Consider the following 14841-nt stretch of genomic DNA (forward strand, 5'->3'; position numbering starts at 1 on the left):
CCGCTCTCCGGGCCCGGACCGGGGCCGCTTTTGCTTCCCCCGGGCCGGGTCCGGCCCCGCTTGGGGGCCCGGTCTCGCCAAGTCTGGCCCAGTTGGCCCGGTCTGGTCTGGTCTTCGCCCGGAGCTAGGCGGCTCCGCGGCGGGTCAGGGTCGCGTGGCGTTGCAGGAAGGCCGAGACTCCCGATGCCCTGCGGTGCGGCAGCAGGACCCGGGCCGTGCCCGCCAGCATCGACTGGATGCGGGAGGACTGGACCTGGTCCAGCAGGTCCAGGACGCGCAGGCCCGCCACGGCCGCCTCGTCCGGTCTGCCGCCGCGGACCAGATCGTCGGCCAGTTGCGCCGTGTACAGGGCGATGTTGCGAGTGAAGTGCGGGTCCTGGAGGGCCGCCGCCCGATGGGCGTGCCGGGCCGCGCGGGGCCAGTCGCCCAGCGTCGACCAGCACTGCGCCTCCAGCCCCTCCACCTCGGCGGCTCCGTAGAAGCTCATCCACTCCGGGTCGGCGTCCGAGGCGCCCCGCTCGTAGAGCGCCCGCGCGCGGGCGAGCGACTGGGCGCAGGCGGTGCGGTCGCCGAGCCCGGCCCAGCCGCCCGCCTCGCGCAGCGCCAGCAGCGACAGCAGCCGGGGCGAGCCCAGGGCGCGCGCGGCGCGCTGCGCGGCCTGCGCCGCGCGGAGCGCCTCGCGGGGCCGGCCCGCGTCGCGCGCCAGGAACGCCGTGTTGCAGAAGGCGTGTGCCTCCAGGGCGGCGTCGCCGGTCATCCGGGCGGTGGCGAGGGCCTCGGCGTAGTGGGAGCGCGCGTCGTCGAACCGTCCCGAGTCATGGGCCAGCCAGCCCACCGAGATGGCCAGTTCGCCGGTGCCGGAGTGCAGGCGGTCGGCGGTGGACTGGCGGGCCGTGCCCGCGTCCAGCAGGGCGTAGGCGGTACGCAGGGGGGTCGCGGCCCGCTGGTAGAGGCCGTCGGCGCCGTGCCGGTCGTCGAGCAGCCGGATCTTGCGCACGGCCTCCTCGACCGCGCCGACCTCGGCCGAACCGACCCGGCGCACGGGGCGTTCCGTGGCCGAGGCCGCGTTGCCCAGGAGCCCCAGGGGGCCCAGTGAGGCGGTCGCCACTGTGGCGGTGCCGCCCGTCATGAACGCGCGACGCTGCACGTCGCTCTCCTCGTGGTTCCGATCGTGGTTCTCGTGTGGTGCGTAGGCGTCGTAGGTGCCGTACCTGTCGTAGGTGTCATACGGCTCGGACCCCTCCCGTTTCTCATACGCCGTCCGCGCCGGGTTCGTCGCCTGCCCCGAACTCCTGGGACCCGACGGGCTCGTGGGACGCGGGGGCTCCTCCTCCGTGGTGCGGGCCGCCCGGCCGCGTACGACCGAGCGGGGCGTGAAGCCCAGGTCCGTGAGCGTCCGGCCGGGGAACATGTGCAGGAACACCCGTTCGTAGGCGTAGTTGGGGCAGCGGATCTCGCCTGCCTCGACCCGTCCGACGTAACGCGCGTCACAGCTGACCCGCTCGCCGATCTCGCGGGCGGCCCGCCGTACCGCCGCAGCGAACTCGCCCGGCGAGCGCTGCCCGCGCAGCTCCCGGAAAGCGAGGTTCGGCCGCGGCGGCCGGGGGTACTCGGACGAGGTCTCCGATGACGACGCCATGGCCGGGCCCTCTCGTACGAACCGTCGAACCATGCCGGAACCGGGCGGAGTTGTGCCCTGCACCGGCGGGGCACGAACGTACTAGGTGAGACCGCGCCGCCACGCGAGGTTTGGCTACAAAACGGATATGTCCTGCGGGTTCTGCCATGAACTGCCATCCTTTGCGGCGGCTTTTCGCCGTAGCCGTTGACGTTCTGGCGCGTTGAACCCTGTGGTCCGAGTTCGACCCGAATTCCCGTTTCTCGCACGGAGGAGGGTTCCCGTGGTGGAGACAAGCCAGAGCGGTGAGTCCCATACGAGGCTGTCGGCGGCACAGCACAGACCGGCCCCGGAGGGCGCGGCGTCGGCGGTGGTGGTTCCACCGGTCGCCTCGCCGGTGGCCCCGCTGATGACCTCGCCGGCGGTCCGCGAGGACACGTGGGACCTGGTCACCGTCCCGGCCCGGCAGGGCCTGGAGGCGGTCGACATCCTGCGCCGCGGCGCGGGCGAGGCGGTCGGTCCCGTGCTGCACGACGACAGCTGCGACACCCTCGGCTTCCTGGTGCCCTCCGGCACGGCGGACGCCTGGGACGTACCGGGCAGCGCCTGTACCCAGACCCTCGGCGGCGTCAGCCCCGCGCCACCGCTCGAGGGCTCCGGCTGGCTGCTGCCTCCCGGCGAGGCGGACCTGGTCACGGACCCGGTTGTATTGCGCGAGGCATTGGGCGAGGCAGCCCGCCTGATCGAGGCGGCCGACAACTGCCGCTGAGCGTTCCCCGGCAATCGCCGGTCCCCTCCAGCCTCCACCGTGCAGCGCCCCGGACGACTTCTCCGGACGACTCCTACGGGAGCTTTCCCCGGGATTCTTGCCCGGGATCCTTCTCCGGGCGACTCGCCGGCCCTGGAGCCCGCGCGAGACTCTCGGCCGGGCACGGCTGAGAAGTGGTGTCGCCCCCGACCGCCCCGAGTCGTCCGCCCGGGCTCCGCCCCCCGACCTCCCGTCGGCCTGCGGCCGCGACCACAAGAGCCGGACGGGCTGAGACGTCCTCCGCGGTCGTCCAGTCGAGCGGACTACCCGGGACCGCGTCGATAATGGGGTAATGGCAAGGAAGAAGCGGGGTGGGGAGCGGCGAGGTGGCGGCGATGATCCGGTGGTCGCGACTGTTGACGGCGGGCTCGCCGAGTTGCTGCCCGACCGGGACCGGCCGCGGGCCTGGACGCTGCTGATCGACGGAGCCCCGCAGTCCTTCGTCGACCTGGCGGACCCCTCCCATCTCGGCTTCGAGTACCAGCGGAGACTCGGCCACGTCATCGACCTGGCCGCCACGCCCGGTCGGCCGGTCCACGCCGTGCACCTCGGCGGAGGGGCCTTCACCCTCGCCCGGTACGTCGCCACCACCCGCCCCCGCTCCACCCAGCAGATCGTGGAACGGGACGCGGCCCTCGTAGAACTCGTCCGCCATGAGCTCCCGTTGGACCCCGGCGCCCGGATCCGGGTCCGCTCCACGGATGCCCGTGAAGGCCTCGCCAAGGTGCCGGACGGCTGGGCGGACCTGGTCATCCTGGATGTGTTCAGCGCAACGCGCACCCCGGCGCACCTGACGTCGACCGAGTTCCTGTACGACATCCGGCGGGCCCTCAAACCCGGCGGTCTCTACGCCGCCAACCTCGCCGACGGCCCGCCCCTCGCCCACCTGCGCGGCCAGATCGCCACCGCGGCAGCCGTTTTCGGCCAACTCGCTCTGATCGCCGACCCGGCCGTGCTGCGCGGCAAGCGGTTCGGGAACGCCATCCTCGTCGCCTCCGACCAGCCCCTCCCCGTCGCCGAACTGACCCGGCGCGCCGCCACCGACCCGCACCCCGGTCGGATCGAACACGGGCGCGCGCTCAGTGACTTCACCGGCGGTGCGGTGCCGGTCACGGACGCGGCCGCGGTGGCGTCACCCGCCCCGCCGCCGTCGGTCTTCCGATGATCGACTGGTAGGGGTCCCCAACGACGCCCCTCACGGGCATACGTTGCCTGCCGGAGCACTAGTACGAGTTGATCTCGACGCGCGGCGCGCTGTCGTGCCAGGTGCAGAACACCGAGACCCGGTCGGCGCCCGAGGAGAACTCCACGCGGATCCAGGTGTCCGTCTTCCACACCTGCATCGACCAGTTCGAATCGGGGGTCGCGGACACCAGCGTGGCGTAGGTGTCACGGAGGTCGAAGACGGCCCGGCCGCCGTCGGTGTTGTAGCTCCTGACCCGGCCCGCGGGGGTGTCGGCCTGTCCCGGGGACGCCGACGGCTGCCCCGTCGGCCCCGCCGGGCTGGTGCCCGTCGCACCGGGGCTCGCCGAACCCCCGCTCGTCGGGGGCTCGGACGTGGTCGGCCCGGCCGCCGACGGTGAGGTCACCGGTCGCACGGTCGACCGCGCCGACGGCTTGGAACCCGTCGTCGCCGCGCTGATCGGCAGCGCCCGTGGCGGGTCGTACACCGTCCCCGCGAGGACCGTGTGGACACCCCACCACGACAGCGTGACCGCCGCGCCCGTGGCGAGCAGCCAAGCAAGACCGGGTACCAGACCTCTGCGCATCGCGGGCCCATACTGCCTCACCGGTCCCATGGGTGTCGCTCCCGGACGAGTTGTCCACAGGCCGAAACGGGCAGGCTTCGTTTGGCGTACGGTGCCGCGCATGGCAAGTGTGCTCGTGGTCGAGGACGACCAGTTCGTGCGTTCCGCGCTGATCCGGCACCTGACCGAGGCCGCGCACACCGTGCGCAGCGTCGGGACGGCGCTGGAGGCGCTGCGCGAGGTCGCCCACCACCGCTTCGACGTCGTCATCCTGGATCTCGGACTGCCCGACCTCGACGGATCCGAGGCGCTGAAGATGCTGCGCGGCATCACCGACGTCCCGGTGATCGTGGCGACCGCGCGGGACGACGAGTCGGAGGTCGTCCGCCTGCTCAACGCCGGGGCGGACGACTACCTCACCAAGCCGTTCTCGGTGGAGCACCTGTCCGCGCGGATGGCCGCGGTGCTGCGCCGCGCCCGCGCCGGCGCGGCGGACGGCCCTCCCTCGACGGTGATCCGGGTCGGCGAGCTGAGCATCGACCCGCTGCGCCGCGAGGCCGAACTCGCCGGTGTGCGCCTGGACCTGACACGCCGTGAGTTCGACCTGCTCGCCTACCTCGCCGGGCGGGCCGGGGTGGTCGTGCCGCGCAAGGAACTGCTCGCCGAGGTGTGGCAGCAGTCCTACGGGGACGACCAGACCATCGACGTCCATCTGTCGTGGCTGCGCCGGAAGTTGGGCGAGACGGCGGCCAGCCCGCGCTATCTGCACACGCTTCGGGGGGTCGGTGTGAAGCTGGAACCACCGCGAGCGGAGCCACCGCTATGAGGTGGGCGCTGGTCCGGGTCTGTCTCGCCGTGACCACGATGGTGGTCGTGGCCTTCGCGATCCCGCTCGGGCTGGTCGTCCGTGAGACGGCCCGTGACCGCGCCTTCTCCAACGCCGAGCGGCAGGCCGCCGCGATCAGCCCCACGCTCTCCATCACCACCGAACGCGATGAACTGGAGCGGGCCGTCGCCTCCACCCAGGCGGGCTCGGACGGGCGCATGGCGGTGCACATCCCGGCCGCCGAGGGGGCCCCGGCCGTGGCACTCGGCGAGCGGCGGGCCACGGCGGCAGACCTCGCGGCCACCCGGGGACTGGGCCGGGCCTCCATCACGGACGTGCCCGGCGGCTCCGTGCTGCTGCAGCCGATCGCGGTCGGCTCCGGTGAGATCGCCGTCGTCGAGGTGTTCGTGCCCGAGTCCGAGGTCTCCAAGGGGGTGGGCACCGCGTGGGCGGTGCTCGCCGGGGTGGGCATCGCGTTGATCATCGGGTCGGTGGCGGTGGCCGACCGGCTGGGCGTACGGATGGTGCGGCCGGCCCGGCGGCTGGTGGAGAGCGCGCATGAGCTGGGGGAGGGGAAGCTGGGAGCGCGCGTTCCTGAGGAGGGGCCCAAGGAACTGCGGCTGGCGGCGGTCGCTTTCAACTCGATGGCCGACCAGGTGGTGCAACTGCTCGCCAACGAAAGGGAGCTGGCGGCTGATCTGTCCCATCGCCTGCGTACTCCGCTGACCGTGCTGCGACTGAACGCGGCCTCGCTGGGCGAGGGACCGGCCGCGGAGCAGACGCGGGTGGCGGTCGAGCAGCTGGAGCGCGAGGTCGACACCATCATCCGGACCGCGCGGGAGGCCAAGCCGCAGACCTCTGCGCCCGGGCCCGGGGCCGGGTGCGACGCCGCCGAGGTGATACGGGAGCGGATGGGCTTCTGGTCGGCGCTGGCGGAGGACGAAGGGCGCAAGGTGCGGCTCGCCGGGGTGGAGCGGCCGGTGCGCATACCGGTCGCCCGGGCCGATCTGGCCGCCGCGCTGGACGCTCTGCTCGGCAATGTGTTCCGGCACACCGCGGAGGGGACCGCGTTCGCGGTGGACGTGCACAACGCCGAGGACGCGGTGATCATCCTGGTCTCCGACGCCGGGGCGGGGATCGCGGACCCGGAGGCGGCGATGGCGCGGGGGCGGGGGTCCGGGAGCGACGGCTCGACCGGGCTGGGGCTGGACATCGTGCGCCGACTCGCCGAGTCGACGGGCGGTGACGTTCGGGTCGGGCGCTCCGTGCTCGGTGGCGCGGAGGTCCGTGTCTGGGTCCAGCTGCACCGGGTGGACCCGGTCCGCCGGGGCCATCGGGGGGCGGTGCGCCGCCGCAGGTTCTCCGCCGCGCGGAGCGCGCACTGAAGCTCCGCGCGGCGCTGCGAGGCGGTGACCGGCGCGTTTTTGCACAGCGGACCGGACCGCTCCGGCAGAGCGGGGGCCGTGGGGCTTTGCGCCCCCTGTGCTCTGGGCATGGTGCTGAAGCGAAGTGGTGTTCGGGGTATGTCCATTACGTTTCGACAACTGGTGGTTCCAGGGCTTGACGCATAACGGGGCATGCGGCTGTTATTGCGCCACCGTGTTCGGTCAAGTTGGTTTCTGGTTGATTATGACCGACTCCATTGGTGCCGTACCGAACCTCGTCCTCAGGAGCCGACATGTCCCTCACTCCCTCTGGTCTCTCCCTCCCCGGACCCAGTCGCCGTACCCTGCTGCGCGGTGCCGGCGGCGCCGTCGCGCTCGGGGCCGGCATACCCCTGCTGAGCGCCTGCGGCGGCAGCGGTTCGTCCGCCTCCGACTCGAAGACCGTCACCGTCGGCTCCAACTCGTCCGACGCGGTGCCGAAGAAGGCCTTCGCCGACATCTACGCGGCCTTCGGCAAGAAGTCCGGCCTGACGGTCGACGTGAACACCAAGGACCACAACACGTTCCAGGAGCAGATCAACTCGTATCTGCAGGGCACGCCGGACGACGTGTTCCACTGGTTCGCGGGCTACCGCATGCAGTTCTTCGCGGCCAAGGGCCTGGCGACCCCGGTCGACGACGTGTGGCAGAAGATCGACGGGAACTTCCCCGACGCGATGAAGAAGCTCAGCAAGGGCGAGGACGGCAAGTACTACTTCGTGCCGCTGTACACCTACCCCTGGGCGCTCTTCTACCGGAAGAGCGTCTTCCAGGAGAAGGGCTACGAGGTCCCCACCACCTGGGACCAGCTGATGGCGCTGTGCAAGCAGATGAAGAAGGACGGCCTCGTCCCGATCGCCTTCGGCGACAAGGACGCCTGGCCCGCGATGGGCACCTTCGACCAGATCAACTTCCGCGCCAACGGCTACGACTTCCACGTGGAGCTGATGGCGGGCAAGGCCTCCTGGACGGACGCCAAGGTGCGCAAGGTCTTCGACCTGTGGTCCGAGCTCCTGCCCTACCACCAGGAGGGCGCGGTCGGCCGTACCTGGCAGGACGCCGCCCAGACGCTGGTGTCGAAGAAGGCGGGCATGTACCTGCTGGGCACCTTCGTGGGCCAGCAGTTCACCAACGAGGCCGACCGCGAGGACCTCGACTTCTTCGCCTTCCCGGAGATCGACCCGGCCTACGGCCAGGACACGGTCGAGGCGCCCACCGACGGCTTCATGCTCTCCAAGGCGAAGAAGAACCACTCGGGTTCGGTGAAGCTGCTGGAGTACCTGGGCACTCCGGAGGCCGAGGAGATCTACCTCAAGTCCGACCCGAACGTCGTCGCCGCCTCCACCAAGGCCGACACCTCCTCGTACAGCGCCCTGCAGAAGAAGGCGTACGAGATGATCTCCGGCGCCAAGAGCCTCACCCAGTTCATGGACCGCGACAGCCGTCCGGACTTCACCTCGACCGTGATGCAGCCCGCGCTGCAGAAGTTCATCCGTGACCCCAAGGGGGTCGACAGCGTGTTGACCTCGATCGAGCGCCAGAAGAAGACGATCTTCGCGTCCGAATGAGCAGCAGAATGACAACCGACATCCCCGCGAAGTCCCCGGAGGCGGCCGCCGTGCCGCCTCCGGGCGCTGCCCCGGTCAAGCAGCCGGCCAAGCAGGGGCACCAGCGCCTGCTCACCCGCCGCGACCGGCTCACGCTCGGCCTCATGGCCGGCCTGCCGACGATCCTGCATGTGACCCTCGTCTGGGTCACCGCGCTCGCCTCGATCCTGCTCGCCTTCACCACCTGGGACGGCATCGGCTTCGACACCATCAAGTGGGTCGGGTTCGACAACTTCAAGGAACTGTTCACCAACAACCCGCAGTTCTGGCCCGCCGTCGAGCACAACGTCGTCTGGTTCGTGGTCCTGATCCTGATCCCGACGCCGCTCGGCCTGTTCCTCGCCGTGCAGCTGGACAAGAAGATCCGCTTCAGCCGGGTCTACCAGACGGCCTTCTTCCTGCCGGTGGTCCTGTCGATGGCCGTCATCGGTTTCGTCTGGCAGCTGGTCTACAACCCCGACACGGGTCTGATCAACAGCGTCATCGGGGCCAACGAGCCCGGCAAGTACATCGACTGGATCGGCGACCCGGACCTGAACCTCTGGGCGGTCCTCATCGCCGCGTCCTGGCGCCACACCGGCTACCTGATGATCCTCTACCTGGCCGGCCTGAAGGGCGTCGACCCGGCGCTGCGCGAAGCCTCCGCCCTGGACGGCGCCAACGAGTGGCAGACGTTCAAGAACGTCATCTTCCCCACCCTGCGGCCCACCAACACCATCGTCCTGGTCGTCACCATCATCGAGGCCCTGCGCGCCTTCGACCTGGTGTTCGTCTTCAACAAGGGCGCCGAGGGCACCGAGCTCCTCTCCATCCTGATCACGAACAACATCATCGGTGAGTCCAGCCGCATCGGATACGGCTCCGCGATCGCCGTCGTCCTCCTGGTGATCTCCCTCGCCGTGATCATCCCGTACCTGGTGGCCACCTTCCGGAAGGAGCGGCGCGCATGAGCACCTCCACCGCCACGCTCGGCAAGCAGCGCACCCCCATCCGCCCGGCCCGGATCCTGCTGCACCTCTTCCTCGCCGGGGCGGCGCTCTCCTGGCTGGCGCCGCTGCTGTGGGCGATGTACTCGGCGCTGCGGCCGTACTCCGAGACCAGCGAGAAGGGCTATGTGTCCTGGCCGGACACGCTGAACTTCGACAACTTCACCAACGCGTTCACACAGTCGGAGATGTCCCACTACTTCGCGAACACGCTGGTGATCGCGGTTCCGGCCGTGCTGCTCACGCTGTTCCTGTCGTCGATGGTCGCCTTCTACGTCGCCCGCTTCGACTTCCGTCTCAACCTGGCGCTGCTGCTGATCTTCACGGCCGGCAACCTGCTGCCGCAGCAGGTCATCATCACCCCGCTGTACCGCCTCTACCTGCTCATCGACCTGCCCGGCATCACGATGAGCGGCAAGCTGTACGACTCGGCGCTCGGCCTCGTCCTCATCCACGTGGCGTTCCAGTCCGGCTTCTGCGCCTTCGTGCTGAGCAACTACATGAAGATGCTGCCGCACGAGCTGACCGAGGCGGCGCTGGTGGACGGCGCGTCCGTGTGGCGGCTGTACTGGCAGATCACCCTGCCGCTGTGCAAGCCGGCGATGGCGGCACTGGCCACCCTGCTGTCGATCTGGATCTACAACGACTTCTTCTGGGCCCTCGTGCTGATCTCGACCGGCGAGAACATGCCGATCACCTCGGCGCTGAACAACCTCTCCGGGCAGTACTTCACGGATCCCAACCTGATCGCCGCCGGCGCCCTGATCACCGCTGTCCCGGTACTGATCGTGTACTTCCTGCTCCAGCGCCAGTTCGTCAGCGGCCTCACGCTGGGCGCCAACAAGGGCTGACAAGCCCTGACCTTCCGAAAGAGAACCACCGTGCCCCAGCCCTTCACCCCCGTCGCCTCCCTCCCCGTGGACCCGGTCAACGCCCGGGTCCACGAGGAGGGCTGGCAGTCCTGGAGCCCCAGCGGCGCCTACGCCCTCGGCGACAAGCCGTACCGCCCGACCAACGACAACTGGGCGACGGTCTGCTACCGCCCGGGCGTCAGCGTCCCGGAGGGCACCTTCCAGGGCGAGGGACTGCTCGCGCTCGATCCCGGCGACGGCTCACCGGTCCGGCTGTGGGCGGCGGTGGACCCGATCCACGAGGTGCCGTCCGTCCGCCTCGTCGTGACGGACGGAGCGGCACACGTCAGCGCCGACGGCCCGGTCAGGGAATGGACCGGTACGGACATCCAGTCGGTGCTGGCGGACTGGGCCTCCGGTCTCGGGGTCGAGGCGCCCCGCCCGGCACCCACCGTCTGGTGCTCCTGGTACGAGTACTTCACCGCCGTCACCGAGGACGACATCCACGAGAACCTCCGCGCGATGGACACCCTCGACCTGCCCGTCGACGTCGTCCAGATCGACGACGGCTACCAGAGCGCCCTCGGCGACTGGCTCACCCTCTCCGGCCGCTTCCGCTCCCGCGCGGACATCGCCGACACCATCCGGGCGCGGGGACGCCGGGCGGGCATCTGGACGGCACCGTTCCTGGTCGACCCGAGCAGCGGCCTCGCCGCACGGCACCCGGACTGGCTGGTCCGGGACGCCGACGGCGGGCCGCTCCACGCGGGCCGCAACTGGGGGCACGACCTGTACACCCTGGACACCACCCACCCGGGCGCGGCGGCGTACCTGACGGACGTCTTCGCCACCCTGCGCACCGAGGGCTACGACTACTTCAAGGTCGACTTCCTCTACGCGGGCGCGCTGGAGGGCGTGCGCCACGACGGGGGCATGGACGCCCTGTCCGCGTACCGGGCGGGCATCCGGCTGATCCGCGAGGCGATCGGGAAGGACGCCTACCTGCTCGGCTGCGGCGCCCCGATCCTGCCGTCCATCGGCCTGTTCGACGCGATGCGGGTCAGCCCCGACACGGCCCCGCACCGCCGCCCCGAGGCCGACGACTACAGTCAACCCGGCCAGGACCCTGCCGAGTTCACCGGTGCCGGCCGCCAGTGGCAGCACGGCCGGCTCTGGGTCAACGACCCCGACTGCCTGATGGCCCGCCCGGCCGTGGAGACCCGGGAGCGCTGGGCGGAGCACGTCGAGGCCACCGGCGGACTGATGGCCTCCAGCGACCGTCTGCTGTCGCTGGACACCTGGGGCGTGGAAACCACCCGCCGCCTCCTGACGGGAGTCGCCCGATGAACCGAACGCTGTCCGTCCCCGGTATCGCCTACGGCGGCGACTACAACCCCGAGCAGTGGCCCGAGGAGGTGTGGGCCGAGGACGTGCGCCTGATGCGCGAGGCCGGGGTGAACATGGTCAGCGTCGGCATCTTCTCCTGGGCGCTGCTCGAACCGGCCGAGGGCGTCTACGACTTCTCACGCATGGACCGAATCCTCGACCTGCTGCACGAGAACGGGATCGCCGCGGACCTCGCCACCCCGACGGCGGCCCCGCCGGCGTGGTTCTTCCGTGCCCATCCGCAGGCGCTGCCGGTCGACCACGACGGCCGCACGCTGTCGTACGGCAGCCGCCAGACGTTCTGCCCCAGCAGCCCCGCCTACCGCCAGGCCGCGCTGCGGATCGCGCGGGCCCTCGCCGAGCGGTACGCCGACCATCCGGCCGTCGTCATGTGGCACGTGCACAACGAGTACGGCTGCCACAACGCGGCCTGCTACTGCGACACCAGCGCACAGGCGTTCCGGAGCTGGCTGCGCGCCCGGTACGGGGACGACCTGGCGGCCCTGAACGACGCCTGGGGCACCACCTTCTGGAGCCAGTGGTACTACGACTGGGACGAGATCCTGCCGCCCCGCGCCACCGGCGCCGTGCCCAACCCGACCCACCAGCTGGACTGGCGCCGCTTCTGCTCCGACGAGCTGCTGTCGCTGTGCCGGGCGGAGCGGGACGTGCTGCGGGAGGCGGCCCCGGAGATCCCCGCCACCACCAACTTCATGGTGATGTACAACTTCGACGCCCTGGACTACTGGCGCTGGGCCCCGGAACTGGACATCGTCTCCAACGACCACTACCTGCGCTCCACCGACCCCGAGTCGGAGATCGACGTAGCGCTCAGCGGCGACCTCGTCCGCTCCCTCGCGGGAGGCCGCCCGTGGCTGCTGATGGAGCACTCGACGGGTGCGGTGAACTGGCAGCCCGTCAACCGGGCCAAGGGTCCGGGCGAGCTGCGCCGCAACGCGCTGGCCCATGTGGCGCACGGCGCGGACGGCATCGCGTACTTCCAGTGGCGGGCGGCGAAGGCGGGCGCGGAGCAGTGGCACTCGGCGATGCTGCCGCACACCGGCACGGACAGCCGGATCTGGCAGGACGTCGTACGGCTCGGCGCGGATCTGAAGGCGCTGGCCGAGGTGCGCGGCAGCACGCGCACTGCCGAGGTGGCCGTGGTGTGGGACTGGAACGCCCGCTGGGCCCTCGAACTGCCCTCCCAGCCGAGCGAGGAGGTCCGCTACCTGGACCTGGTCCGGGCCTGGTACGAGCCGCTGTGGCGATCCGGAGTCGCGGTGGACTTCGTGCGGCCGGACGCGGACCTGTCGTCGTACCGGCTGGTCCTGGCCCCGAGCCTGTATCTGGTCGACGACGCGGGCGCGGCCAACCTCACCGGCTTCGCCGCACGCGGCGGCACGCTGGCGGTGGGCTTCCACAGTGGCGCGGTCGACGAGAACTGCCATGTCCGGCTGGGCGGTTACCCGGGCGCCTTCCGTCAGGCCCTGGGCGTACGCACCGACGAACTCTTCCCGCTGCTGCCGGGCGAGTCACCGGGCCTGAGCGGCGAGGTCCCCGCGGGCGCCACCGCCACGCTGTGGTCGGAACGCCTCCGTCTCGAAGGCGCCGAGGCGATCGCCTCGTACACCTCGGGCGTCCTGGCCGGTGTCCCGGCGGTGACGCGGCACACCCACGGCGCGGGCACCGCCTGGTACCTGGCCACCCGCCCAGACCCGACGACCCTCGCCGGCCTCCTGGACCGCATGCGCACCGAGGCCGGTGTGGAGCCGGTCCGAACCACGCCGGAGGGTGTGGAGGCCGTACTGCGGCGCGGCGCGGACGCCGACTACCTCTTCCTGATCAACCACACCGACCAGCCTGCCGAGGTCCCCGTCTCCGCCGAGGCGACGGAGCTCCTCACGGGCAAGCCGGTGCCGGGCTCCGTCGCCGTCCCGTCGGGGGAGGTCGCGGTGGTGCGGGAGCTGCGCGGCGGGTCGTGAGGGGGCTCATCCTGGTGAGGGCGCCATGCCCTCGGGGCGCGACACTCCCCCTCGAAGTGTCGCGCCCCTCCCCCCTCACCTCCGGCGGTCGGGCCTTCCCCTAGAACCCGTCCACCGCCGGAAGCGTGCCCGTACGCGCCGCGCGCCCGTACCACCGGGCGCTCGACTTCGGCGTGCGCACCTGCGTCGCGTAGTCCACGTACACCGCACCGAAGCGCTTGCCGTAGCCGTACGACCACTCGAAGTTGTCCATCAGCGACCACAGGAAGTAGCCGCGGACGTCCGCGCCGTCGGCGATCGCCCGGTGCACGGCCGACAGATGACCGTGCAGATAGGCGATCCGCTCGGGATCGTGGACGTTGCCGTCGGGGTCGGGCTTGTCGTCGTAGGCCGCGCCGTTCTCCGTGATGTACAGCGGCAGGCCCGGCGCCTCACGCGTGTAGCGCATGATCAGCTCGTGCAGGCCCGTCGGGTCGATCGTCCAGCCCATCTCCGTGCGGTCACCCGGCGTCTGGTGGAACGCGATGTCGTCCGCACCCGGCCAGGGCGAGTACTGGCTCGCGCCGTGCCCGTCGGCGCGCGGCCCGCTCGGGGCGTTGACCGTCGCCGAAACCAGGGCGGGGGTGTAGTAGTTGAGGCCCAGCGCGTCCAACGGCTGCTGGATCATCTGGAGATCGCCGTCCAGGACGTACGACCAGTCGGTGACCGAGGCCGTGTCCGCGAAGAGCTGTGCGGGGTACGCGCCGTGCAGCATCGGACCGTGGAAGACCCCGTTGGCCAGGTCGTCGATCCGGCGGCCCGCCTCCAGGTCCGCCGCATCCTGGGAAACCGTCCTGATCACCGAGGAGTTCAGGCTCACCGCGACGCTGTTGCGGGCGGGCATCGCCGAGCGGAGGGCCGATGTGCCGAGGCCGTGCGCCAGGTTCAGATGGTGCGCCGCTCGCAGTGACGCCTCCGCGTCCGTACGGCCCGGCGCGTGCACCCCGGAGGCATAGCCCAGGAACGCGCTGCACCACGGCTCGTTGAGGGTGATCCACTGCTCCACGCGGTCGCCGAGTGCCTCGCCCACGAGCTGCGCGTACTCGGCGAACCGGAACGCGGTGTCGCGCTCGGGCCAGCCGCCCGCATCCTCCAGCTCCTGCGGCAGGTCCCAGTGGTACAGGGTGAGCGCGGGCCGGATGCCGGCCGCGAGGAGTTCGTCGACCAGGCGGCGGTAGAAGTCCAGGCCGCGCTGGACCGCGGGACCGCGGCCGGTCGGCTGCACCCGGGACCAGGACACCGAGAAGCGGTAGGCGCCCAGGCCGAGGTCCTTCATCAGCGCCACGTCGTCGCGGTAACGGTGGTAGTGCTCGACAGCGATGTCACCGGTCTCGCCACCTGCCGTCTTGCCCGGAGTATGGCTGAACGTGTCCCAGATCGACGGCGTCCGGCCGTCCTCGCGCACCGCTCCCTCGATCTGGTACGCCGAGGTCGCGGCGCCCCAGAGGAAGGCAGGCGGGAAGGTCACCGGGCTCCCCGGGGTGGCCGGAGCAGCCAGAGTGGCCGGGTTTGCGGATTCAGGCATGGAAGCGCTCCCATAGCGGGTCAGAGGTCAGAGGTCTCAGG

The 14841-nt window shown here is 71.1% G+C and carries 12 protein-coding genes; 9 read left to right on the plus strand and 3 right to left on the minus strand.

The annotated features are described in order from the left end of the window. Positions 1-124 precede the first annotated feature (124 nt). Positions 125-1639, minus strand: a complete 1515-nt coding sequence (locus tag EF387_RS24125) for an NsdA family TPR-like regulatory protein (RefSeq protein WP_128378698.1) — start codon at positions 1637-1639, stop codon at positions 125-127. A gap of 388 nt (positions 1640-2027) precedes the next feature. On the opposite strand from EF387_RS24125, the gene EF387_RS24130 reads away from it, so the two are divergent. Together EF387_RS24130 and EF387_RS24135 are read left to right on the plus strand one after the other, a co-directional pair. Next, positions 2028-2387 carry a hypothetical protein gene (locus EF387_RS24130; RefSeq protein WP_128378831.1) on the plus strand — a complete coding sequence of 120 codons (360 nt, stop codon included), beginning with the start codon at positions 2028-2030 and terminating at the stop codon, positions 2385-2387. Between the two features lie 331 nt (positions 2388-2718). Then, positions 2719-3591, plus strand: a complete 873-nt coding sequence (locus tag EF387_RS24135; RefSeq protein WP_202918358.1) for a spermidine synthase — start codon at positions 2719-2721, stop codon at positions 3589-3591. Positions 3592-3649: 58 nt separating this feature from the next. On the opposite strand, the gene EF387_RS24140 is transcribed toward EF387_RS24135, so the two are convergent. Beyond that, on the minus strand, positions 3650-4195 hold the full coding sequence (locus EF387_RS24140) for a hypothetical protein (RefSeq protein WP_128378699.1): 546 nt from the start codon (positions 4193-4195) through the stop codon (positions 3650-3652). Positions 4196-4295: 100 nt separating this feature from the next. Between EF387_RS24140 and EF387_RS24145 the strand changes: the two genes are divergently transcribed. The 7 genes from EF387_RS24145 to EF387_RS24175 all read left to right on the plus strand — a co-directional run bounded on the left by EF387_RS24145 (position 4296) and on the right by EF387_RS24175 (position 13236). Further along, positions 4296-5000: a response regulator transcription factor gene (locus EF387_RS24145; protein WP_162467198.1), complete on the plus strand. Its 705-nt coding sequence runs from the start codon at positions 4296-4298 to the stop codon at positions 4998-5000. Beyond that, on the plus strand, positions 4997-6385 hold the full coding sequence (locus EF387_RS24150; protein WP_128378701.1) for a sensor histidine kinase: 1389 nt from the start codon (positions 4997-4999) through the stop codon (positions 6383-6385). Before EF387_RS24145 ends, EF387_RS24150 begins: the two co-directional genes overlap by 4 nt. A 293-nt stretch (positions 6386-6678) precedes the next feature. Beyond that, positions 6679-7992, plus strand: a complete 1314-nt coding sequence (locus EF387_RS24155; RefSeq protein WP_128378702.1) for an ABC transporter substrate-binding protein — start codon at positions 6679-6681, stop codon at positions 7990-7992. Between the two features lie 8 nt (positions 7993-8000). After that, entirely contained in the window at positions 8001-8981 is a 981-nt protein-coding gene (locus EF387_RS24160; protein ID WP_128378703.1) for a carbohydrate ABC transporter permease, read from the plus strand. Further along, positions 8978-9868, plus strand: coding sequence for a carbohydrate ABC transporter permease (locus EF387_RS24165; RefSeq protein ID WP_128378704.1), 891 nt, complete (start codon positions 8978-8980; stop codon positions 9866-9868). The genes EF387_RS24160 and EF387_RS24165 overlap by 4 nt, the downstream gene beginning before the upstream one ends. Positions 9869-9898: 30 nt before the next feature. Then, positions 9899-11215, plus strand: a complete 1317-nt coding sequence (locus tag EF387_RS24170; RefSeq protein ID WP_128378705.1) for a glycoside hydrolase family 36 protein — start codon at positions 9899-9901, stop codon at positions 11213-11215. Next, the gene (locus EF387_RS24175; protein ID WP_128378706.1) at positions 11212-13236 is read left to right on the plus strand and encodes a beta-galactosidase; all 2025 of its coding nucleotides are present in this window, start codon (positions 11212-11214) and stop codon (positions 13234-13236) included. The genes EF387_RS24170 and EF387_RS24175 overlap by 4 nt, the downstream gene beginning before the upstream one ends. Positions 13237-13336: 100 nt before the next feature. Here the strand turns inward: EF387_RS24175 and EF387_RS24180 are convergent, their stop codons facing one another. After that, entirely contained in the window at positions 13337-14800 is a 1464-nt protein-coding gene (locus tag EF387_RS24180) for a GH1 family beta-glucosidase (RefSeq protein WP_128378707.1), read from the minus strand. Positions 14801-14841: the final 41 nt, after the last annotated feature.

It is taken from the genome of Streptomyces cavernae, from assembly GCF_004023625.1.
In the GTDB taxonomy this organism is placed as follows: domain Bacteria; phylum Actinomycetota; class Actinomycetes; order Streptomycetales; family Streptomycetaceae; genus Streptomyces; species Streptomyces cavernae.

Bases quoted from the DNA above. Each gene is read 5' to 3' on its own strand.
- EF387_RS24160 (WP_128378703.1), top strand. From the start codon at position 8,001: ATGACAACCGACATCCCCGCGAAGTCCCCGGAGGCGGCCGCCGTGCCG.
- EF387_RS24130 (WP_128378831.1), top strand. From the start codon at position 2,028: ATGACCTCGCCGGCGGTCCGCGAGGACACGTGGGACCTGGTCACCGTC.
- EF387_RS24145 (WP_162467198.1), top strand. From the start codon at position 4,296: ATGGCAAGTGTGCTCGTGGTCGAGGACGACCAGTTCGTGCGTTCCGCG.
- EF387_RS24165 (WP_128378704.1), top strand. From the start codon at position 8,978: ATGAGCACCTCCACCGCCACGCTCGGCAAGCAGCGCACCCCCATCCGC.
- EF387_RS24180 (WP_128378707.1), bottom strand. From the start codon at position 14,800: ATGCCTGAATCCGCAAACCCGGCCACTCTGGCTGCTCCGGCCACCCCG.
- EF387_RS24135 (WP_202918358.1), top strand. From the start codon at position 2,719: ATGGCAAGGAAGAAGCGGGGTGGGGAGCGGCGAGGTGGCGGCGATGAT.
- EF387_RS24150 (WP_128378701.1), top strand. From the start codon at position 4,997: ATGAGGTGGGCGCTGGTCCGGGTCTGTCTCGCCGTGACCACGATGGTG.
- EF387_RS24155 (WP_128378702.1), top strand. From the start codon at position 6,679: ATGTCCCTCACTCCCTCTGGTCTCTCCCTCCCCGGACCCAGTCGCCGT.
- EF387_RS24175 (WP_128378706.1), top strand. From the start codon at position 11,212: ATGAACCGAACGCTGTCCGTCCCCGGTATCGCCTACGGCGGCGACTAC.
- EF387_RS24140 (WP_128378699.1), bottom strand. From the start codon at position 4,195: ATGCGCAGAGGTCTGGTACCCGGTCTTGCTTGGCTGCTCGCCACGGGC.
- EF387_RS24125 (WP_128378698.1), bottom strand. From the start codon at position 1,639: ATGGCGTCGTCATCGGAGACCTCGTCCGAGTACCCCCGGCCGCCGCGG.